This is a genomic window from Streptomyces sp. NPDC048496, assembly GCF_043200055.1.
In the GTDB taxonomy this organism is placed as follows: Bacteria; Actinomycetota; Actinomycetes; order Streptomycetales; family Streptomycetaceae; genus Streptomyces.
Genome location: NZ_JBICXB010000069.1, coordinates 1 through 21,523 on the forward strand (window position 1 = coordinate 1; position 21,523 = coordinate 21,523).

At 69.1% G+C, this 21,523-nt stretch carries 16 protein-coding genes and 2 pseudogenes; 14 read left to right on the forward strand and 4 right to left on the reverse strand.

The features are described from left to right. Positions 1-477 precede the first annotated feature (477 nt). Both ACGFSA_RS32175 and ACGFSA_RS32180 read left to right on the forward strand, forming a co-directional pair. Positions 478-1,908 (forward strand): amino acid permease, encoded by a 1,431-nt coding sequence (locus tag ACGFSA_RS32175; protein ID WP_393309567.1) that lies wholly within the window; start codon positions 478-480, stop codon positions 1,906-1,908. Positions 1,909-2,399: 491 nt separating this feature from the next. After that, positions 2,400-4,040: a cytochrome bc complex cytochrome b subunit gene (locus ACGFSA_RS32180; protein ID WP_393309568.1), complete on the forward strand. Its 1,641-nt coding sequence runs from the start codon at positions 2,400-2,402 to the stop codon at positions 4,038-4,040. Positions 4,041-4,049: 9 nt separating this feature from the next. Here the strand turns inward: ACGFSA_RS32180 and ACGFSA_RS32185 are convergent, their stop codons facing one another. After that, the gene (locus ACGFSA_RS32185) at positions 4,050-4,439 is read right to left on the reverse strand and encodes a cytochrome c oxidase subunit 4 (protein ID WP_393309569.1); all 390 of its coding nucleotides are present in this window, start codon (positions 4,437-4,439) and stop codon (positions 4,050-4,052) included. Then, positions 4,436-6,070, reverse strand: coding sequence for a cytochrome c oxidase subunit I (gene ctaD, locus ACGFSA_RS32190; protein ID WP_393309582.1), 1,635 nt, complete (start codon positions 6,068-6,070; stop codon positions 4,436-4,438). The genes ACGFSA_RS32185 and ctaD overlap by 4 nt, the downstream gene beginning before the upstream one ends. Positions 6,071-6,498: 428 nt before the next feature. Between ctaD and ACGFSA_RS32195 the strand changes: the two are divergent. Then, a pseudogene (locus tag ACGFSA_RS32195) lies at positions 6,499-6,656 on the forward strand (IS630 family transposase); the annotation flags it as partial. 50 nt (positions 6,657-6,706) lie between these two features. Here ACGFSA_RS32195 and ACGFSA_RS32200 read toward each other — a convergent pair. Further along, positions 6,707-7,549 (reverse strand): ABC transporter permease, encoded by an 843-nt coding sequence (locus tag ACGFSA_RS32200; RefSeq protein WP_393309570.1) that lies wholly within the window; start codon positions 7,547-7,549, stop codon positions 6,707-6,709. 146 nt (positions 7,550-7,695) lie between these two features. After that, positions 7,696-8,008 (reverse strand): annotated as a pseudogene (locus ACGFSA_RS32205) (ATP-binding cassette domain-containing protein); the annotation flags it as partial. 615 nt (positions 8,009-8,623) lie between these two features. Between ACGFSA_RS32205 and ACGFSA_RS32210 the strand changes: the two are divergent. From ACGFSA_RS32210 to ACGFSA_RS32260, 11 genes are all read left to right on the forward strand, one after another. Next, positions 8,624-9,079: a pyridoxamine 5'-phosphate oxidase family protein gene (locus ACGFSA_RS32210; protein WP_393309571.1), complete on the forward strand. Its 456-nt coding sequence runs from the start codon at positions 8,624-8,626 to the stop codon at positions 9,077-9,079. 48 nt (positions 9,080-9,127) lie between these two features. Continuing rightward, on the forward strand, positions 9,128-12,190 hold the full coding sequence (locus ACGFSA_RS32215; protein ID WP_393309572.1) for an amino acid adenylation domain-containing protein: 3,063 nt from the start codon (positions 9,128-9,130) through the stop codon (positions 12,188-12,190). Between the two features lie 28 nt (positions 12,191-12,218). Next, entirely contained in the window at positions 12,219-13,436 is a 1,218-nt protein-coding gene (locus ACGFSA_RS32220; protein ID WP_393309573.1) for a cytochrome P450, read from the forward strand. Positions 13,437-13,483: 47 nt separating this feature from the next. Beyond that, positions 13,484-14,698: a cytochrome P450 gene (locus ACGFSA_RS32225; protein WP_393309574.1), complete on the forward strand. Its 1,215-nt coding sequence runs from the start codon at positions 13,484-13,486 to the stop codon at positions 14,696-14,698. A gap of 475 nt (positions 14,699-15,173) precedes the next feature. Continuing rightward, positions 15,174-16,073, forward strand: coding sequence for a HipA family kinase (locus tag ACGFSA_RS32230; protein WP_393309575.1), 900 nt, complete (start codon positions 15,174-15,176; stop codon positions 16,071-16,073). Then, positions 16,070-16,453: a DUF3037 domain-containing protein gene (locus ACGFSA_RS32235; protein WP_393309576.1), complete on the forward strand. Its 384-nt coding sequence runs from the start codon at positions 16,070-16,072 to the stop codon at positions 16,451-16,453. Before ACGFSA_RS32230 ends, ACGFSA_RS32235 begins: the two co-directional genes overlap by 4 nt. A 202-nt stretch (positions 16,454-16,655) precedes the next feature. After that, positions 16,656-17,417 carry a 3-oxoacyl-ACP reductase FabG gene (gene fabG, locus ACGFSA_RS32240; RefSeq protein WP_393309577.1) on the forward strand — a complete coding sequence of 254 codons (762 nt, stop codon included), beginning with the start codon at positions 16,656-16,658 and terminating at the stop codon, positions 17,415-17,417. A 20-nt stretch (positions 17,418-17,437) separates the two neighbouring features. After that, positions 17,438-18,193, forward strand: coding sequence for an SDR family oxidoreductase (locus tag ACGFSA_RS32245; protein WP_393309578.1), 756 nt, complete (start codon positions 17,438-17,440; stop codon positions 18,191-18,193). A gap of 118 nt (positions 18,194-18,311) precedes the next feature. Beyond that, positions 18,312-19,892: an ABC transporter substrate-binding protein gene (locus ACGFSA_RS32250; RefSeq protein WP_393309579.1), complete on the forward strand. Its 1,581-nt coding sequence runs from the start codon at positions 18,312-18,314 to the stop codon at positions 19,890-19,892. A gap of 77 nt (positions 19,893-19,969) precedes the next feature. After that, positions 19,970-20,653, forward strand: coding sequence for a uracil-DNA glycosylase (ung, locus tag ACGFSA_RS32255; protein ID WP_393309580.1), 684 nt, complete (start codon positions 19,970-19,972; stop codon positions 20,651-20,653). A gap of 214 nt (positions 20,654-20,867) precedes the next feature. Then, complete coding sequence (locus tag ACGFSA_RS32260) at positions 20,868-21,350, forward strand: hypothetical protein (RefSeq protein ID WP_393309581.1); 483 nt, start codon at positions 20,868-20,870, stop codon at positions 21,348-21,350. Positions 21,351-21,523: the final 173 nt, after the last annotated feature.

Sequence of the window (21,523 nt, forward strand, 5' to 3'; positions counted from 1 at the left end):
CCTCGTAGCGGAGCTACTAGGGCATTTCGGCAACGCCGGAAGCGTGCGTGCCACGCCGCGTCCGCCCGATCAGAGGTCGCCCGACAGGCTCTAAGGCATGGCTGTTGCACCCCGGTTGCCTGCACGCCTCCTGCCACCGAATGAGGCTCACTGCCGATGCCGCGCGACGGCGGGGACCCGTCCCCCAGCACCCGGGGTGACCGTCGGCCGCTGGAGCCTGCGAACCTGCGGAGAAGGATGCGCGGTCACACGGGCCCATTCCGTCCGATTTTCGGTCGCGGCCAGCGTCTCGGTGAACATTTACCGGCGATTTGGTGTGCGGTGTCCGATATCCGACCATGGGATGGATCCCCCGGTGGTTTCCGCAGCAGGCGTGCGCCCGCACGCTGGGCTGCCGCTGCACGCGGGCCGGGGGCCGTGGCGAGGCCCCGCGGGGCAGGCGACGGTACCCGGCACGATGAAAGGCGCACCATCCCCATGCACGACACCGGAACCGTCTCGCAGTCGGCTCCGGCCCCGGGCAGCCCCGCTCCGGCCCCGACCCAAGGCCCCGCCTCCGCCCAGAAGGGGCAGCTCCCGTCCCAGGAGCGGGAAGGGGGCAGCCGGCACGCCCGGCGCTTCGGGCTTCCGGTCGCCACCGCGCTGGTCATGGGCAACATCATCGGCGGCGGCATCTTCCTGCTCCCCGCGTCCGTCGCCCCGTTCGGCACCATCAGCCTCGTCGCCTTCGGTGTGCTCACCATCGGTGCCATCGCGCTCGCGCTCGTCTTCGGTCGGCTCGCGCAGCGCGACCCGCGCACCGGCGGACCCTACGTCTACGTGCGCGAGGCCTTCGGTGATTTCGCGGGCTTCCTGGCCGCCTGGTCGTATTGGATCACCTCCTGGGTGAGCAACGCGGCGCTCGCCGTCACCGCCGTGGGCTACCTGGACGTGCTCCTGCCCCTGCATGATTCGCCGTGGCTGATGATGACCGCCGCACTCGTCGTGCAGTGGCTGCCGGCTCTCTCCAACCTCGCCGGGACCCGTTACGTCGGCGCGGTGCAACTCGTGTCCACCGTGCTGAAGTTCGTGCCCTTGCTGCTGGTCGCGATCGGCGGGCTGTTCTTCTTCGACCCGGACAACCTCGGTCCCTTCCAGGCCACCGGAGGCGGCGCCCTCGGCGCGGTCTCGGCGTCCGCTGCGATCCTGCTCTTCAGCTACCTCGGCGTCGAGTCGGCGGCGGTCAGCGCGGGCGAGGTGCGCAACCCGCGGCGCAACGTCGGGCGGGCGACCGTCCTCGGAACGCTCGGCGCGGCGCTGGTGTACCTGCTGGGCACCCTCGCCGTCTTCGGTACCGTCGCGCACGACAAGCTGCTCACCTCCAGAGCCCCCTTCACCGACGCCGTCAACGCCATGTTCGGCGGCACGTGGGGCGGCGCGGCGGTCGCCTGCGCGGCGCTGGTGTCGATCGTGGGCGCGCTCAACGGCTGGACGCTGCTCAGCGCCCAGACCGCGTACGCCGCCGCCCGCGACGGGCTGTTCCCGGCACGCTTCGCGGTGAAGCGGCGGGGTGTGTCGTCCTTCGGCGTGATCGTCACGGTCGTCCTCGCCTCGCTGCTGACCGTCTACAACTACATGGCCGGGACGGCCCGGGTGTTCGAGATCCTGGTGCTGGTCACGACCTTCACCGCGACCGTTCCGTACCTCCTGGCGACGGCGGCCCAGCTGTACTTCCTCGTCTCGGGGCAGCGCGACCGGGTCCGCCCGGCTCGCCTCGCCCGCGACGCCGTGCTCGCGCTGGCCGCCTTCGGCTTCTCCATGTGGCTCCTGGCGGGCTCCGGCTACGCGGCCGTCTACCAGGGCGTGCTGTTCCTCTTCGGGGGTGTCCTGGTCTACGCATGGATGTCGGCCCGCAGGACGCGCGCCTGACGCCTCGGCGGGGGCCCGGTCAGCCGACCGGCCAGGTGTGGACGGGCGCGTCGGTAGGTGCTGGCTGGAGGCGCCACCGTAGGGGCGACAGACACGAGAGAAGGGGGCCAGGTTGTCCCCCTGTCCCTGCGCATCGCGCGCGCTGCGGCGCGCCATAGGTCCGGATGTTCGCGGATGCGGGCGAAGTCGCCGACGTTCAAGGTTCCGCCAACCGCCTATGAAGATTGCCGGTTGGGCGAACGGAGCCATGGCGTCGAGGCCGACGAGGCGACGGGCATCGCCCCTTTTGGCGGCGGGGACCCGCACAGCGCTTGCGGGGGTGGGCCCGGCGCACCAGCGCGGTCCCACGCGGTACCTCAGGGCCAGGTCGGCCGATCAGGTGCCGATACCGCGATTCTGAGTAGTCCCTTCGAGTAATGCGTTACGCGTAAAGGGCGAACCGGAACAATAAGGGACGGGTGGCGGAAGGGAGATCGACGGGAGAGTGGTGCATGCCCCTGCGGACACGTAAGGCGCAGCTGAAGACCCGGGCCGGGCAGGCGGCGGTCAGTGGATACGGTGCGATGGATGCGCGCCTGCCCGTCAGTGACCTGGCCAGGCAGTTGCTGCGCAAGGCCTTTCCCGACCACTGGTCTTTTCTCCTCGGTGAGATCGCCCTCTACTCATTCGTGGTCCTGGTCCTCACCGGCGTGTACCTCACCCTGTTCTTCGACCCGAGCATGATGGAGAGCGTCTACACCGGTTCCTATGCGCCCTTGCACGGCGTGAGGATGACGCAGGCCTACACCACCACCCTCAAGATCAGCTTCGACGTGCGCGGAGGCCTGCTGATCCGTCAGATCCACCACTGGGCGGCACTGGTGTTCGTCGCCGCGATCGCCGTCCATATGCTGCGGATCTTCTTCACCGGCGCCTTCCGTAAGCCGCGGGAGGCCAACTGGATCGTGGGCGTGACACTGTTCGTACTCGCGCTCCTCGAAGGATTCGCGGGCTACTCGCTGCCTGACGATCTGCTGTCCGGTACGGGCCTGAGGACGGCGGCGACCATTGTGGGGTCGATCCCTGTCGTCGGAACGTACGCGGAGCTGTTCGTCTTCGGAGGACAGTTCCCGGGCAATGACGTGATCCCTCGTCTGTACGCCGTGCACATCCTGCTCGTGCCCGGCCTGATCGTGGCGCTGATCACCGCTCATCTCATGCTGGTGGTCTACCTCAAACACACCCACTGGGCGGGGCAGGGGAAGACCAACAAGAACGCCGTCGGCTCACCGGCGTTCCCTCACTTCACCGCGAAGACCACAGGTTTCTTCCTCATGGTGTTCGGCGTACTGGCCCTGCTGGGCGGGCTCGCCCAGATCAACCCCGTATGGAACTACGGCCCCTACCGGGCCGACCAGGTTTCCGGTAACGCACAGCCGGACTGGTATGTCGGGTTCCTGGAGGGCGCGCTCCGGCTGATGCCTCCATGGGAGACCAACATCGCGGGGCACACCATCATGTGGAATGTGTTCATTCCGGCGCTCGTGCTGCCAGGCGGGGTCTTCACGGTGCTGTTCCTCTATCCCTTCTTCGAGAAGTGGGTGACGGGCGACCGCAGGGAACACCATCTGTGCGACCGGCCGCGCAACCGGCCGACCCGTACCGGGCTCGGCGTGGCGGCCATCATCTTCTACGCCGTTCTCCTGGTCGCCGGCGGCAACGATGTCGTCGCCTTCTCGTTCAGGGTTTCGGTCCAGGTCATGACCTGGATCCTCAGGGTCGCGCTGATCGCCGCCCCGCTCCTGGCGTTCGCGCTGACCAAACGCCTCTGCCTCGCCCTTCAGATGCGGGACCGCCGTCGGCTGACCGAGGGCGAGGAGACCGGCCAGGTGACCCAATCGGTGAACGGCGACCTCTCGGAGAGCCACCGCGGCCTGAGCCCGACAGCCCGCTACCGCATCCTGATGCGTGATGTCCCGACGCCCCTGGAGCTCCCCGCGGAGGGCCCGATCTCGCGTCGGCGACGGCTTCGGACCGTACTGAGCGGGTGGTACTACAGGGACCTCGTGGAACTGCCCGCCACGGACGAGCATCGGTCCCGGATCGCCGCGAGGACCGCGTCGCCGGAGCCGGTTCGCGAGCCCGAGGACTGAGAGCCGCCCTCAGCCCTGCGTACGCACGTACTGGAAGACCATTCCGAACACCCCCGCCAGGACCACGCCCAGCCCGATCAGGAAGAGCCACAGACCGAACACCACACCAAGGACGAGCAGGGCCGTCCCCGCGGCTGTCAGCGGCGGCCCGATGCTGTGCGGAGGAAAGAAGTCCACCGGACCGGACCGCTCATGGATCTGCCCGTCCCTGCGGTCCTCGGGGCGCAGCCCCTTCCTCCGGTAGTTGGTGGCGAAGAAGAACGTGACCAGCCACGCCATGAGGAACGAGACGGTGAGAGCCGCCGTGCCCGCCGGATCCCGGGACCACACGGCGTAGAGAACATCGGTCACGAGAAAGAACCCCGCGACTCCGGCGAAGAGAATGGCCTCGGTCTTCATTCGCCCGACTCCTCCTCAGCGCCCGAAATGGAGTGGGCCCCGCCTCGGCCGAGGCCCGGCTTCTCCTTCAGGGGGTGGTGCAGGTCGAAGGCCGGCGAGTCGGAACGTACGCGGGGCAGAGCCCGGAAATTGTGCCTCGGGGGTGGACAGGAGGTCGCCCACTCCAGGGAACGGCCGAACCCCCACGGGTCGTCCACCTCGACCTTCGGTGCGTAACGGCTGGTGTGCCACACGTTGTACAGGAACGGCAGTGTCGACAGACCCAGCACGAAGGAGCCGACGGACGAGACCGTATTGAGCAAGGTGAAGCCGTCCGCCGCGAGATAGTTGGCGTAACGCCGGGGCATTCCGGCCTCCCCCAGCCAGTGCTGGACCAGGAAGGTCAGCTGAAATCCGACGAACAAGGTCCAGAAATGGATGCGTCCGATGCGTTCATCCAGCATGCGTCCGGTCAACTTGGGCCACCAGAAGTAGAAACCGCCGAACATCGCGAAGACCACTGTTCCGAAGAGCACGTAATGGAGGTGGGCGACGATGAAGTACGAATCGGTGAGGTGGAAGTCCAGCGGGGGCGAGGCGATCAGTACCCCGCTGAGGCCGCCGAGGAGAAATGTCACGAGGAAGCCGATCGCCCAGAGCATGGGTGTCTCGAACGTGATACTGCCGTGCCACATGGTGCCGATCCAGTTGAAGAACTTGACACCGGTGGGCACGGCGATGATGAACGACATGGCGGAGAAGAACGGCAGGAGAACGGCTCCCGTGGCGAACATGTGATGGGCCCAGACAACCGCCGAGAGCATGGTGATGCTGATCGTGGCCATCACCATTCCGAAATACCCGAACATCGGCTTCCGGCTGAACGCGGGAATGATCTCGCTCACCACTCCGAAGAAGGGCAACGCGACAATGTAGACCTCGGGATGGCCGAAGAACCAGAACAGATGCTGCCACAGCAGTGCCCCGCCGTTCGCGGAGTCGAAAACATGCGCCCCGAACTTCCGGTCGGCTTCGAGGACGAGCAGCGTGGCAGCGAGCACCGGAAACGCGAGCAGCGCGAGGATCGAGGTGAACAGAACGTTCCAGGTGAAGATCGGCATCCGGAACATGGTCATACCGGGGGCGCGCAGACAGACGATCGTAGTGATGAAATTGACCGATGCCAGGGTCGTACTGATCCCCGACAGCACCAGGCCCATGGTCCAGAGGTCTCCGCCGGCGCCGGGCGAGAAGACGGCACTGTTCAGCGGAGCGTAGGCGAACCAGCCGAAGTGCGCCGCGCCGCCGGGCACCACGAATCCGGACACCACGATGATTCCGCCGAAGAGGAAGAGCCAGTAGGTGAGCGCGTTCAGGCGGGGGAAGGCGACGTCGGGCGCGCCGATCTGCAGCGGCATGATGGCGTTCGCGAAGCCGCCGAACATCGGCGTGGCGAACAGCAGCATCATGACGGTGCCGTGGATCGTGAACAGTTGGTTGTACTGTTCCGCGCTGACAATCTGAAGTCCTGGCCGGGCCAGCTCCGCTCGCATAAGCATGGCCAACACTCCGCCCAGCAGGAAGAACCCGAACGCGGTGACCATGTAGAGATTGCCGATGACCTTGTGGTCCGTGGTCGTCAGCCAGCCCATGAGCCTCACGCCGGCATTGATGCGCCTGTTGCCCACCGGCTCGGCCGACGCGGCTTCCTGCAGCTCCTGCGCCATCGGTTCTCCGTCCCTCCCGGTTGACTCGATGGTGGAGCCTGCCACCATCGACGGCCCATACGACTGGCGGGGACACCTCGAATTTCACCAGTTCACCGGTGCTCCGATCGGGTGTCCCATGGGCCCGCCGGGTCCCGGATGCCCGGCGGTCATGAGCCAGACCGTCGTCACTTGGTGCGAGCGCCGGGGCCGACCGGGTGACGGCCCGTCCGTTCGGGCGGGAATGCGCGACTGTGATCTGGCAGCGGACCAGCCGGTCCGGCCCCGCAGCCGGTCCGTGAACCGGGCGGCACCGAGGAGAGACGGGGGACTGGCCCGTACCGCAATCGCTGGACAGGAGACCACGGGCGGGGCTCGTCAACGCCGACCTCAAACGCAGCCTGCCCATGAGCAGACGGGCCCGCGACCAGCCCCAGCTCGCAGCCGAGACCCGCAGGCTCCTCCGCCGCCATCGCCAGCCCACATCGTCCGCGGCTATTTCGGTGGCCCTCACGTCCGCCACACCCTCGAAGTGTTTCGATCGGGCCCAGAACCGCCTCCGTTCAGCCTCCCCTCGGCCGGTCAACCGGCCGCGTCGCGGTACTTGCGCACCGACAGCCAGGAGAACAACGCCAAAATCAGCAGCGACCAGAGTGTGGACGCCTCGACCGGATGCCGCATCGGCCAGGAGTGCGCGCCGTCGGCCCCGGGGTTGCCGAACAGTTTCCGGCAGGCCTGGACGGTCGCGCTGAACGGGTTCCAGTACGCGATCGCCTGCAGCCAGCCTGGCATGGTGTTCACCGGGACGAAGGCGTTGGAGAGAAAGGTGAGCGGGAAGAGCCAGATCAGGCCCGCCGAGGTGGCCGCCTCCGGGCTGCGCACCGACAGGCCGATCAGCGCCCCGATCCAGGAGAAGGCGTAGCCCAGCAGGAGCAGCAGCACAAAGGCGCCCAGCGCCTGGAGTACCCCGTGGTGCACCCGCCAGCCCACCAGCAGCGCCACCATCGCCAGCACCAGCAGGATGAAGGCGGTCTGCACCGCGTCGGCCAAGGTTCGCCCGGCGAGCACCGCTGAGCGCGCCATGGGTAACGAGCGGAAGCGGTCCACGAGGCCCTTGGTCATGTCCTCCGCAATGCCGGCCGAGGCTCCGGCCACCGCGAAGGTAACCGTCTGGGCGAAGATCCCAGCCATCAGGAACTCCCGGTAGCCGCCGCCCGGTACCTTGATCGCGCCGCCCATCACGTACGAGAAGAGCAGCACGAACATCACCGGCTGCATCAGCCCGAAGACCACGATCTCGGGTATCCGGGTCATACGGCGCAGGTTCCGCCGGGCGATCACCCAGGAATCGCGCGCCATCTGGACGACTCCGCCGCGCAAGTGCGGAATCGCGTGTTCTGCCGCTCCGGTGGTGTCGACTGCCATGGTCCTGCGTCCTTTCCGGGGTCAGCCTCCTCGGCCGCGTGGCCGGTGAGGGAGAGGAAGACGTCGTCGAGGGTGGGCCTGCGCGGGACGATGTCGTCGATGAGGATGTTCTCGCCCGTCCAGCTCGCAGATGACGTCGGCGAGTCGCCGACCATCTGAAGGTTCTCCCGGCCGGTGAGGTGGTCGTCGACCGCCGCGCACTTGCCGCATGCCGCAGAGGCCTATCGGGCTGCGGACCCCGTGGGGGTGCCTGCGCACGTCCATCCCCACGACCCGGGCGCTGCCCGCGCCGGGCCGCGGCAGGGTGGTGAGCACCCGGAGCGCGGTGCTGTTGCCAGAGCCGTTGGGGCCGAGCAGGCCCAGCACCGTCCCCTCCGGCACGTCCAGATCGCCCCTGTCCAGGGCCCGTACGTCGCCGAAGGTCTTCACCAGGCCCTCTGCTCGGCTGGCTGCCCCCATGCGCCTCTTTCTCCTGGTCTTCTTCCGGTCTTCTCCCGGTTCGCTGCCGAATAAGCAAGGCGGCCATCAGTGACAACGGCCCTCTCATTCTGCTTTCCGGTTGGGAAACGGCCCGGTGGCCGGCGTACCCCGCCAGGACCACCGGCCGCCCGGCCGCCCGCGACGACGCGGGTGGGCCGCCGCCCACCCCCACCAGGATGGAGCGCACCTCCAGGCACCGCCCGGCGACGGCGAACGTCAACCGCGGTGGGCATTTCGGTCCACAACTGCGGTGGGCATTCCGGCGCCCGAGCCTGATGCGGTCCGAGGTGTCTCCTTCTGCCGAGGACGCGGGAGGCGGGAATGCCCCGTGTTCGTTCGCCCGGGATGCGAACCGCCCTGGTCTGATGAAACCCTGGGAGAGGGCCCGACCGGCTTCCTGCGTCGGCTCAGCCGCCGGAATCCGCAGGCCGTCTGCATCGCCCGAGCATCACAAGAGCCCCGGGTCTGCCTCCGACGGCCGCCCTCTGGCCGGCCGGACGTCACCCGATCGGCCCGCACTCCCGCACGCACGCTCGACACTCCCGCACAGGACCAACACCGTTCGCGATTCTCTGCTTGATCGAGGTGGTACCCGTGGATCTCACGATGTCGATCGAAGACCGGGAAGAGTTCCTTGCCGGCCTCCACGTGGGAATCCTGGGGGTGGACGATCCGCGCCACGGCGGTGGGCCGTTGCTGGTTCCGCTCTGGTACTCCTACCGGCCCGGTGAGCTGGTGGCGATCCAGACCGGGCGGAAGACGCTGAAAGCTCGCCTCATCCGCGACGCCGGGCGATTCAGCCTCTGCGCGCAGGACGAGTCGGCCCCGTACCGCTATGTGAGCGTGGAGGGGCCGGTGGTGGGCGTCGAGGATCCGCTGCCCCCGGCCGAACACGAGGCGCTGGCCCACCGGTACCTGGACACGGACACCGCGTCGGCGTACCTGGCGGCCAATCACGAGCAACTGGCCGACAACATCCTCATCCGCATGCGACCCGAGACGTGGAGGACAGCCGACTTCTCCGCCTTTGCCGCGGAGTTCGAGACGTAGTCCTTCGGGCAGCAGGTGGTTCACGTGCAACAGAGACGGGATATCCCGATGGTCACTGACACGGTGACGCTTCCGGTGGCCACGGCTTGGAACACGGGGACGGTGGTGTATCCGCGCGATCACTGCCTGCATGAGCTGTTCGACGCCCAGGCGGAGCTCCGCCCGCGGGCGACCGCCTCCGTACAGCACGACCGCAGCATCAGCTACGGCGAGCTCAAGGCCCGCTCCGACGCGCTGGCCGCCCGGCTGTTCGATTCCGGGGTGCGCAGCGGCGACGGGGTCGGCGTGTGCGGGGCCCGGTCTCTGGAAGCGCTGGTCGCCTTTCTGGGCATCCTCAAGACCGGTGCGGCGTACGTCCCGCTCGACGACGCCTCACCGCCAGGGCGGCTGCAGGCGATGGCCGAGGACGCCGGGGTGCACACCGTGGTGACGCTGCCCGGCAGTGTCTGCCGCATCCGGCGGGTGCGTACCCGCATCGACCTGGGTGGGTCGGCGCCGACTGTGCCGGTCGCGGTCCCGCAGGCCGGGGTACTCCCCGGGGACTGCGCCTATGTGATGTTCACCTCCGGCTCGACCGGCCGTCCGAAACCTGTGGCGATTCCGCACTGCGGCGTGATCCGGTTGGCCGCCTCCGATCTGGTGTGGCAGCGGCCGCGGCCCGGTGAGCGGGTGCTGCACGCGTACGGCCTCTCCTCGGACGCCTCCACGATCGAGATCTGGCCCTCGTTGCTCGCCGGTGCCTGCGTGGTGATCGCGGATCAAGAGGAGCTGCTGTCACCGGCCGCTCTGGAATCCCGGCTGCTGTCCGAGCGGGTCAGCATCGCCTATCTGACCACGGGGGTGTTCCACCACATCGGGCGCACCAGGCCGTCGGCACTGCGGTCCCTGCGGTTCGCCTCGGCCGGCGGCGAGGCGATGGATCCGGAGCTGGCCCGCGCGATACTGGCGGCCTGCCCGGACACCACCGTGGTCAACTTCTACGGTCCGACCGAGAACAGCGTGGTCTCCACCGCACACCTGGTGCACGATCTGCCTCCCGGGGCGACGGCGGTGCCGATCGGCCACCCGCTGGAGAACTCCACCTGCTACGTGGTGCGCGCGGACGGCACGCTCGCGGACGTCGGTGAGGAGGGTGAACTCCTCGTCGGCGGAGACGGGCTCGCACTGGGGTACCTCGGCGACCCCGAGCTGACCGCCGAGCGCTTCGTCGACAACCTCTTCGAGCCCGGTACGCGGCTCTACCGAACCGGTGACCGGGTGGTCCGGCGCACGGACGGCGAACTGGAGTACCGCGCGCGGGTGGACCGGCAGATCAAACTGCGCGGGCACCGCATCGAGCCGGACGAGATAGAGGCGCGACTGCGGGCGAATGACGCAGTCGGCGAGGCCGTCGTCGAATTGGAGGGCGACAGTGTGATCGGGTACGTGACACCGGCCCGGCCCGGTCAGGCACTGCCGGTGGACCGCATCCGCGCCGGTCTCGCGGCGTGGCTGCCCGCAGCCGCGGTGCCCGCGCGGCTGGTGGAGGTCGGACAGTTCCCGGTGACTGCGGGGGGCAAGGTCGACCGTCGCCGGCTGCGCGGGCTGGCGGCCACCAAGGCGGCCACCACCGCGGCACCGGAGGGGCGCCCGGGGCTCGGTCCGCAGGACTCGCTGACGCAGGTGTGGCAGGTGGTGCTGGGTGTGCACCCGGCACCCGGTGACAGCTTCTTCGACATCGGCGGCGACTCCCTGCTGGCAGCCGAGGTCGTCACCCGCACGCTGGCCGCCTTCGACCTCGACGCCCGGCACGGCCGCACTCTGATCCACAGTCTGCTGCGCTCCCCCACCCTGGAGGACTTCACCGCTGCCGTCATCACCCTCACCGCTGTCGAGGACCAGCAGGCCGAAGGGGCCGCCGACGCCGGCGCTGTGGATTTCCGTGCCGAGGCGCGGTTGGGCTTCATCCTGCCGCCGCGGCGCGGACCGGAGCCGGACTGGCAGCACCCCCAGGAGGTGCTGCTGACCGGCGCTTCCGGCTTCGTTGGCGCCTTCCTGCTGGATCGGCTGCTGCGTCGCACCGGCGCCCGCGTGCACTGCCCGGTGCGCAGCCGCGACTGTGCGCACGCCCGGCAGAAGGTGATGCGGAACCTGGCTCGCTTCGGCCTCGCCACCGCGGAAGCTGCCGACCGCATCGTGTGCTTCCCCGCAGAACTCACCGAGCCCGGCCTCGGCCTGGAACCAGGCCGCGCCGAGGAGCTCGCCGACGCCCTCGACCTGCTGATCCACTCGGCCGCGCAGGTCAACTTCCTCTACCCGTACGAGGCGATGCGCCGCGCCAACGTGGAGGGCACCAGGCAACTCATACGTCTGGCGGCCGGGCGGGCCGTGCCCGTGCACTTCCTTTCCACCATCGCGGTGCTGGCCGGTTTCGGCACCGCCGGCGTACGGCACGTGGACGAGGACCTGCCGCTCGATCACGCCGACCAGCTCACGATGGGCTACGCCGAGAGCAAGTGGGTGGCCGAAGAGGTGCTGCGCGACGCCGCGGACCAGGGTCTGCCGGTGGCGGTCTACCGGCCGTACGAGATCACCGGTGACCGGCGCACCGGCGCATGCAACACCGACACCGCGATCTGCTCGCTGTTCAAGACGATCACCGAGACTGGGCTGGCCCCCGACATCCCGCTGCCGCTGGACTTCGTCCCGGTGGACTTCCTCACCGACGCGGTGATGCACATCGCCACCGCGCACCGCGCCACCCTCCGGACCTACCACATGACCAACCCCCGCCCGGCGAGCCTGCGCGACATGCTCGACCGGATGGACGCGGGCGGCCATCGGATCCACCGGCTCCCTTACGAGGAGTGGGTCGGCGAACTCGTCCGCCATGTGGCGCAGCACCCCACGAGCCCCACCGCCCCGTTCGTCTCACTGTGCGTGGACCGCTGTAATCAGGCGGACATGTCCGTCAAGGAGATGTACTTCGAGGGCACCTTCCCGACCGTGGGGCGTGCCAACGTCGAGCGTGACCTGGCCACCACGGGCCTGCGCTGCCCGCCTGTCGACGCGGAACTCCTGGACCGCTACCTGGAGTACTTCTACGCCACCGGCTACATCGAGCGCCCGTAGCCGGCGCAGCCTCGGAAGAGGAGCGAGCATGACCCCACAGCCATCCAGCGGCCCCGGCCCCGAGGCGGATGTCCTGGACTTCCCGCTCCCGCCGCCGGGCACCATGGGGCCCCCTGAGAAGTGCGCGCGGCTGCGCGAGAGTTGCCCCATGGCCAGGGTCAGGCTGCCGATGGACGCGACCGCCTGGTACGCCACCCGGCACGAGGACGTCCGGGAGCTGCTCGCGGACCCCCGGTTGATCAGGCCGACCATCAATGACTGGCCTTCCCGCCCCGGGCAGACCGCCGACGACGGGCCGCGCCTGGTCACGATCGCGGAAGTGGACGGCTCCCGGCACGCGGCCCTGCGCCGGGCCCTGGCCGGGCCGTTCAGCTCCCGGGCCGTGCGGGGCCACCTGCCGCGTATCCGGCAGTCGGCCGACCGGCTGCTGGAAGCGTTCCAGAAAGGCGGCAGGCCCGGCGATCTGGTTGCCGGGTTCACCGCCCCCTTCCCCCTGCTCGTGCTGTGCGACCTGGTGGGCATCCCTTTCGAGGACCGGGACTGGTTCCTTCCGGTGCTGGATGCGGCCCTCAGCGGGATGGTGACCGTGCAGGAGGGGCGCCGGGTCACCGACCTGCTCGACGAGTACGTGGCCGGACTGATCGCCCGGAAGCGAAACCGGCCCGGCGACGACGTCCTGACCCAACTGGTCCGCGACTGCGACGACGGAGCGCTGACCCATGACGATGTGATGGCTTTCGGGCTGTCCATGCTCACCGTCGGCTTCGGCATCAGCAGCTTTTTCCTGGCCAACTCGGTGTACACCCTGCTGGACCGGCCGGACCAGTGGGTCCGCCTGCGCGACAACCGGGAGATGATGCCCGGCGCGGTGGAGGAGTTCCTGCGCTTCATGCCGGTGATGAACGGCACCTTGATCCTCCTGGCCACCGAGGACATCGCACTGCACGGGCAGACGATCCGCGAGGGCGACGCCGTCATCCCCGTGCCGGCCTCCGCCAACCGCGACGAGCGGGTCTTCGCCGACGCCGACCGGCTCGACCTGCGCCGGACCGGAAACGGCCATCTCGCCTTCGGCCGGGGGACCCACAACTGTCTCGGCGCCCACCTGGCACGCGCTGAACTGACCGTGGGACTGCAGGCGTTGCTCGACCGCTTCCCCCGGCTGCACCCGGCCGAAGGACGGGAACCGACGTGGGACGACGAATCCGTGACCAAGTCACCACTGTCCCTCCCGGTCAGCTGGTGAACCCGGCCCGCCCGGCCACCCCGCACACGACCAGGGGAGCACCAACCGTGAGCAGCACACCGCCACAACCCGTCATCGACACGTCCACCATCGACATGCCCCTCCCGCCACCGGGCACCATGGGGCCGCCCACGCAGTACGGGTGGCTGCGCCGGGAGTGCCCGCTGGCCGAGGTCCGGCTGCCGATCGGCGCCACCGCCTGGTACGCCACCCGGTACGAGGACGTCCGGGACCTGGTCGCGGACCCCCGGCTGATCAGGCCGACCATCAACGACTGGCCGCCCCGGCCCGACCGGGCCGCCGACGACGAACTGGGCCTGATCACGATGATGGAACTGGAGGGCCCCCGGCACGCGGCCCTGCGCCGGGCCCTGGCCGAGCCGTTCAGCGTCCGCTCCATCCGGCGCCGACTGCCGCACCTGAGACAGTCGGCCGACCGGCTGCTGGAGGAGTTCGTCGACGGTGGGCAACCCGGCGACCTGGTCGCCGGGTTCCTGGAGCCCTTTCCGCTCCTGGCCATGTGCGATCTGGTGGGCATCCCCTACGAGGACCGCGCGTACTTCCTGCCCAGGGCGGATGCCGCCCTCGGGGCCATGGTCACCCTGGACGAGGGCCGCGAGGTCACCACCCAACTGTGCGGGTACATCTCCTCGCTGCTCGACCGCAAGCGACGAAGGCCCGCCGACGACATCCTCACCGGGCTGGTCCACGAGTGCGGGCACGGCACCCTGGACGGGGAGAGCGTGGTGGACTTCGGGCTCTCCATGCTCGTCGCCGGCTACCGGACGAGCACCATGTTCCTGGCCGACGCTGTGGTGGCCCTGCTGACCGTGCCAGGTCAGTACGCCCGGCTGCGCGACGACCGCGGCCTCATGCCCGGCGCGGTGGGTGAACTTCTGCGCTACATACCGGTCATGAACGGTGTCGTGGTCCTCCAGGCCGTCGAGGACTTCGAGTTGCACGACCGGAGGATCCACGCGGGCGACGCCGTGCTGCCCGTCCTTGCCGCGGCCAACCGCGACGAGCGGGTGTTCACTGACGCCGAACGGCTCGACCTGTGCCGCGCGGACAACCCTCACCTCACCTTCGGCCGAGGAGCACACAACTGCATCGGCGCACACCTGGCGCGGGCCCAGATGACCGTGTGCCTGGAGGCGCTCCTCGACCGCTTCCCGGACCTGCACGTGCCTCATGGACACCCCCCCACCTGGGACGACGAATCCCCCAGCAAGTCGCCCCTCACCCTCCCCGTCGGCTGGTGAGCGGCTCCTTGCCGAAGTCACCCCCTGCCCGTGGCGGCGCGTTGCCGGGCCGCAGGCCAGCCGGACCAGCGCCGTGCCCCGATCCCGCCAGCCCGGCCCGGTGCCCTTCGGCAACGCCGCACTCAGCGCGGTGGCCAGGCCCACGCGGTCGGCGACCTTCCGCAGCAGCACCACGCCCGCGTGGCCGATCAGGTTCTGTCCGTGGTGACTGTCGCGCGGTGGCTCGGGCACTCTTCGCCGGCTGTCACGCTCGGTTACTATGCTCACTTCATGCCGGAAGCCGGAAGCCGGAAGCCGGAAGCCGGGACAAAGGGTCGGGCCATGCTTGACGGAATGCTCGGGAGTCAGGCTGACCAGCAGGCCAGTCGAAACTCCCCAGATTCTCCCCAGGACTGATCGGACGCGATATCTCAGGTTGTGCGACGCCCACCTGGTCTGTGGTTTTCCAGGGGGTCAGGCCGTATAGCCTGGGAAAATGCTCACCGAAGTCACAGCGACCCGCTACGTCACGCCGCTGCGCGAGGGCGGCTCGCTCCCGGGGATCGTCGAGGCCGACGACCTCGGCACGTACGTCATGAAGTTCACCGGCGCCGGGCAGGGCCGGAAGACCCTCGTCGCGGAGGTCATCTGCGGGGAACTCGGCCGACGGCTGGGACTGCGGGTCCCGGAGCTCGTCACCATCCAGCTCGACCCGGTCATCGGGCTCGCGGAGCCGGACCAGGAGGTGCAGGAACTGCTCAAGGCGAGCGGCGGGCTGAATCTCGGAATGGACTATCTGCCCGGTTCGATCGGGTTCGATCCGCTCGCCTACCAGGTGGACCCGGCAGAGGCCGGGAAGATCGTGTGGTTCGATGCGTTGATCAACAATGTCGACCGGTCGTGGCGGAACCCTAATATGCTGGTCTGGCACGGGGACGCCTGGCTCATCGATCACGGTGCCACGATGATCTGGCACCACAACTGGCCGGGTGCGCAGGCCTCCGCGGCCAAGCCGTACAACGCCTCCGACCATGTGCTCGCGGCCTTCGGCCCGGACATCGCCGCCGCGGCCGCCGAGCTCGCCCCCCTCGTCACCGAGCAACTGCTGACCGAGGTGACCGCCGAGGTGCCCGACGAGTGGCTGGTCGACGAGCCCGGTTTCGACACGACGGACGCGCTGCGCCGCGCCTACGTGGAGCCGCTGCTGGCGCGCGCCGCCACCATCCACGAGCGGATCTCGATGGACGCGCCCACGAAGACGACGCCGTCCCGGGCGCCGGGGTGGCTGACCGAGCATGTCACTCCGTGGCCGCATCCCACGAAGAAGGACCGTGCCGAGAAGGCGGGGGCCGACCGGGCCGACGAGGCGCAGAGCAGCAAGGACGACAGTCAGTGAGCAAGCGTGATGTCTTCGAGTACGCGCTGCTGCGCGTCGTGCCCCGGGTCGAGCGCGGTGAGTGCTTCAACGCGGGCGTGCTGGTGTACTGCCGCGCCAAGTCCTTCGTGGCGGCCCGCACCCATCTCGACGAAGCCAAGCTGAGGGCGCTCGACCCGAACGCCGACGTGGTCGGGGTCCGGGCGGCGCTGCGGGCCGTCGAGGGCGTCTGCTGCGGCGGCGACGCGGCCGGCCAGGCCGCCGGTGACGACGCCGGGCGGCGCTTTCGCTGGCTGATCGCCCCGCGCTCCACGGTGGTCCAGCCGAGCGCCGTGCACAGCGGCCTCACCGCCGATCCGGAGGCCGAGGTCGAGCGGTTGCTCGACCTGCTGGTGCGCTGATCCAGCCACCATCGGCGCCGCGCGCGTACCCCGCGGTCGCGGCGCCGTCCGGTGTGACATGCACTGCTGCGCCCGTGGGCCGTTGACACCGAGTGCCAGGGCTTCTAGCGTCTCGTCTGCTGAAGGTACTAAGCGGTTGCTCAGTCATCGGGAACTTCCTGACGTCCGCTGAGCCGCGATCCAAGGGCGAGGAGAACCAAGCATGTCCACCACCGAGCAGCGTGTCGCCATCGTGACGGGAGCGGCGCGAGGAATTGGCGCCGCCACCGCGGTACGCCTGGCGGCCGAGGGCCGCGCCGTCGCCGTACTCGACCTCGACGAGGCGGCCTGCAAGGACACCGTCGAGAAGATCGCCGCCGCCGGGGGCACCGCCCTCGCCGTCGGCTGCGACGTGTCGGACGGCGCCCAGGTGGAGGCCGCCGTGGCGCGGGTCGCCACCGAGCTCGGCGCGCCGACGATCCTCGTCAACAACGCGGGCGTGCTCCGCGACAACCTGCTCTTCAAGATGAGCGAGTCCGACTGGGACACCGTGATGAACGTGCACCTCAAGGGCGCGTTCCTGATGGCCAAGGCCGTCCAGAAGCACATGGTGGACGCCAAGTTCGGCCGTATCGTCTCGCTGTCCTCGTCCTCGGCGCTCGGCAACCGCGGTCAGGCGAACTACTCCGCCGTCAAGGCCGGTCTGCAGGGCTTCACCAAGACCCTCGCCAAGGAGCTCGGCAAGTTCGGCATCACCGCCAACGCCGTCGCCCCCGGCTTCATCGTCACCGAGATGACCGCGCAGACCGCGGCCCGGGTCGGCATGGGTTTCGAGGAGTTCCAGGCCGCCGCCGCCACCCAGATCCCCGTGCAGCGCGTCGGCCGCCCGGAGGACGTCGCCAACGCCATCGCCTTCTTCACCGGCGACGACGCGGGCTTCGTCTCCGGCCAGGTCATGTACGTCGCCGGCGGACCGCTCAACTGACCCGAAGGGCGGCAGACATCATGACTGTGCAGGACAGCGGAAAGGTCGCGCTCATCACGGGCGCGAGCCGGGGGATCGGTTACGGAATCGCGGAGGCGCTCGTCGCCCGCGGCGACCGGGTGTGCATCACCGGGCGCGGCGAGGACGCCCTCAAGGAGGCCGCCGAGAAACTGGGCTCCGACCGGGTCATCGCCGTCGCGGGCAAGGCGCACGACGAGGCGCATCAGGCGGCGGCGGTCGAGCGCACCCTGGAGGCGTTCGGCCGCGTGGACTTCCTGGTCAACAACGCCGGTACGAACCCGGTGTTCGGCCCGATCGCCGAACTCGACCTCAATGTGGCGCGCAAGGTCTACGAGACCAATGTGATCTCGGCGCTCGGCTTCGCCCAGCAGACCTGGAAGGCCTGGCAGAAGGAGAACGGCGGGGCGATCGTCAACATCGCCTCGATCGCCGGTATCTCCGCCTCGCCCTTCGTCGGCGCGTACGGCATGAGCAAGGCGGCCATGATCAATCTGACCCTGCAGCTGGCGCACGAGTTCGCCCCGGTCGTCCGGGTCAACTCGATCGCTCCGGCCGTGGTCAGGACCAAGTTCGCCGCGGCGCTGTACGAGGGGCGCGAGGCGGAGGCGGCAGCCGCCTATCCGCTCGGCCGGCTCGGTGTCCCCGAGGACATCGGCGGAGCCGCCGCGTTCCTCACGTCGAGCCAGTCCGACTGGATCACCGGACAGACGCTGGTGGTCGACGGAGGCATCTTCCTGAATGCGGGCGTGAGCTGAGCACACCCTGCTCCGGTTTGGCCCTGATTGACTCAAGTGCCCCGTCGGACCTGCGGATTGACCCGACGGGGCGCTGCGGTATGGTCTGCCGATCCATGGCTGATCGAGGAGCGTGCACGTGTTCTACCGGGCCAGGCTGCAGGCCGCTGCAGCCCTTGCTTCCCTTTCTCTGCTGGCCGGCTGCGGTCTGCTTTCCGACAGTGGCTCGGAGGCGGAGCAGAAGATAGCCGTCGGTACCACGAGTGAGCCCTCCACCCTCGATCCGGCGGCGGCATGGGACAACTCGTGGGAGCTGATGCGTAATGTCTTCCAGACCCTGGTGAGCTTCCCCACCGGCAGTACGAGCCCCGAGCCCGACGCCGCGGACTCCTGTGTGTTCACGGACCGGACCAGCACGGCCTACCGCTGCACGCTCAAGAAGGGCCTGAAGTTCTCCAACGGGGACAAGCTCGACGCCGAGGCTGTGAAGTACTCCATCGACCGGATCAGGACCATCAAGGTCAGGGGCGGCCCCCTCGGCATGCTCGGCTCGCTCGACCGGGTCGAGACCAAGGGCGACGGCACCGTCATCTTCCACCTGAACAGACCGGACGCCACGTTCCCGTTCATTCTGGCCACCCCCGCGATGTCCCTCGTGGCGCCCAGCGACTACCCGAAGGACAAGATCCGCGAGGACGGCAAGGTCACCGGGTCGGGTCCCTACCTCCTGCACAGCTACGTGCCGGGGGACAAGGCCGAGCTGGTGAAGAACCAGGGCTACAAGGGCTTCGCCAACCGCAAGAACAACGCCGTGACCATCCGGTACTTCACGGGGTCCGCCCCCATGGTCGACGCGCTGAAGAAGAACGAGATCGACGCCACCTACCGCGGCCTCACCGCGGAGGAGGTGGTGAACCTCGAGGACAACGAGGACGAGAACAGCAAGCTGCAGCTGATCGAGACCGTCGGCGCCGACATCCGCTTCCTGGTCTTCAACCCCGAGGACCCGGCTGCCGGGAACCCGGCCGTCCGCCGGGCCGTCGCGCAGCTCGTCGACCGGGACGCGCTCGTCGCCAAGGTCTACCAGGGCACCGCCGAGCCGCTGTACTCCATGATCCCCAAGGGTATCGCCGGCCACACCACCAGCTTCTTCGACAGCTTCGGCAACCCGAGCAAGGAGAAGGCCAAGCAGATCCTGGCCAAGGCGGGCATCACCGAGCCGGTCGCGATGACGTTCTGGTACACCACCGACCGGTACGGCTCGTCGACGGAACCCGAGTTCGGTGAACTGAAACGTCAGCTGGAGGCGTCGGGTCTGTTCAAGATCACGCTGAAGGGCCTGCCGTGGAAGAAGTTCCAGGAGGGCTTCACCAAGGGCAAGTACCCGGTCTTCGGCCGCGGCTGGTTCCCGGACTTCCCGGACCCGGACAACTTCATCGCCCCCTTCGTGGGCAAGGAGAGCGTCACCGGGATGCCGTACGACAAGAAGGAGATCACCCGGCACCTGCTGCCGCAGACCCGCCAGGAGAGCGACCGGGGCGCGGTCAGTAAAGAGTTCGAGCAGGCTCAGAACATCCTGGTCGACGACGTCCGGCTGCTGCCTCTGTGGCAGGGCAAGCTCTATGTCGCGGCGGGCGAGGACATCGGTGGCGGCGAGCGCGCCCTGGACCCGCAGACGGTCATGCAGGTGTGGGAGCTGTACCGCAAGACCAGCTGGTAGGGCTCGCCCGGCCGGTTGTCAGTGGCCCCCGGTAGGTTCTGTGGTCAAGAACCGATTGCGTACCGGAGGTTGTTGAAGTGACCGACACCGACCTGCTGCCCGAGTCCTGGCGCGGCGTCCTCGGCGAAGAGCTGCAGAAGCCGTACTTCAAGGAGCTCACCGAGTTCGTCGAGGAGGAGCGGGCGAAGGGGCCGGTCTACCCGCCCCGCGAGCAGGTCTTCGCGGCCCTGGAAGCCACTCCGTACGACAAGGTGAAGGTCCTGGTTCTCGGCCAGGACCCGTATCACGGCGAGGGGCAGGGGCACGGGCTGTGCTTTTCCGTGCGGCCCGGCGTCAGGACACCGCCCTCCTTGCGGAACATCTACAAGGAGATGAATGAGGAGCTCGGCCTGCCGGTCCCGGACAACGGGTATCTGATGCCGTGGGCCGAGCAGGGCGTCCTGCTGCTCAACGCCGTGCTGACGGTCCGCGCCGGCGAGGCCAACTCGCACAAGGGCAAGGGCTGGGAGAAGTTCACGGACGCGGTGATCCGCGCGGTGGCCACGCGGCCCGATCCGGCGGTCTTCGTGCTCTGGGGCAACTACGCCCAGAAGAAGCTCCCGCTGATCGACGAGGAGCGCCATGCGGTGGTGAAGGGCGCGCATCCGTCACCGCTGTCCGCGAAGAAGTTCTTCGGCTCCCGTCCGTTCACGCAGATCAACGAGGCGGTCGCGGCACAGGGACACCAGGCCATCGACTGGCGCATCCCTGATCTTGGCTGATCCGCCCGGAGCCGCCTGAGGGGCCCGGGGGCCTCTGTCGGGCCATGGCGGGCCGCGCCCGAGCCGATAGAAAGGTCCTAGCCCGAGCCTGAGCGGGATTACCGGTGCCAGCCGCTAGCGTCGCCGTGACCGGAATCGAAGGGGCTCCACCGGGCCCGATCGACGTCGACCGGGGTGAACCGGGAACGGCTGGACACATGCGAGGGAGACCGCGGTGACGGAGCAGCAGGCGTCGACGGATGCCGTCATGACCAGGATCGGCCAGGCGATCATGCTGCTCCACGGCGGCGACCGGGAAGAGGCCCGTAACCGCTTCGGGGCGCTCTGGGCGGAGATCGGTGAGGACGGCGACGCCCTGCACCGCTGCACCCTCGCGCACTACATGGCCGACACCCAGGACGATCCCGGCGACGAACTGGCTTGGGATCTGAGGGCGTTGACAGCTGCCGAGGGGCTCTCCGGCGGGCGCGTCGCGGGACACGGGGACTCGCTCGCGGTGCGGGCCTTCTACCCCTCGCTCCACCTCAACCTCGCGGCGGACTATGTGAAGCTCCAGCGCCCCGACGCGGCCCGGGTCCACCTGGACCGGGCCCGGAAGGCGTCCGAGGTTCTCGCGGACGACGGGGTGGACGACGGGTACGGGGGAGGGGTGCGCGCGGCGATCGGGCGGCTGGAGCGGCGGCTTCGGGAACTGTGAGCCGAGGTCTGCCGCCGATCGTCGCGGCCCGCCGGCAACGGACGGGCCGCAACGATCCGAGTCGGGGGGGGGGCGGGGGGGGGGGGGCGGCGGGGCGGGGGGGGGGGGGCGGGGTGGGCGCAGCTACCGGGCCCCGGGGGGGCCGCCGCCCCCCCCCCCGCGCCCCCGCCCGG

Bases quoted from the DNA above. Each gene is read 5' to 3' on its own strand.
- ACGFSA_RS32175 (WP_393309567.1), top strand. From the start codon at position 478: ATGCACGACACCGGAACCGTCTCGCAGTCGGCTCCGGCCCCGGGCAGC.
- ACGFSA_RS32180 (WP_393309568.1), top strand. From the start codon at position 2,400: ATGCCCCTGCGGACACGTAAGGCGCAGCTGAAGACCCGGGCCGGGCAG.
- ACGFSA_RS32185 (WP_393309569.1), bottom strand. From the start codon at position 4,439: ATGAAGACCGAGGCCATTCTCTTCGCCGGAGTCGCGGGGTTCTTTCTC.
- ctaD (WP_393309582.1), bottom strand. From the start codon at position 6,070: ATGGGCTGGCTGACGACCACGGACCACAAGGTCATCGGCAATCTCTAC.
- ACGFSA_RS32200 (WP_393309570.1), bottom strand. From the start codon at position 7,549: ATGGCAGTCGACACCACCGGAGCGGCAGAACACGCGATTCCGCACTTG.
- ACGFSA_RS32215 (WP_393309572.1), top strand. From the start codon at position 9,128: ATGGTCACTGACACGGTGACGCTTCCGGTGGCCACGGCTTGGAACACG.
- ACGFSA_RS32220 (WP_393309573.1), top strand. From the start codon at position 12,219: ATGACCCCACAGCCATCCAGCGGCCCCGGCCCCGAGGCGGATGTCCTG.
- ACGFSA_RS32230 (WP_393309575.1), top strand. From the start codon at position 15,174: ATGCTCACCGAAGTCACAGCGACCCGCTACGTCACGCCGCTGCGCGAG.
- fabG (WP_393309577.1), top strand. From the start codon at position 16,656: ATGTCCACCACCGAGCAGCGTGTCGCCATCGTGACGGGAGCGGCGCGA.
- ACGFSA_RS32245 (WP_393309578.1), top strand. From the start codon at position 17,438: ATGACTGTGCAGGACAGCGGAAAGGTCGCGCTCATCACGGGCGCGAGC.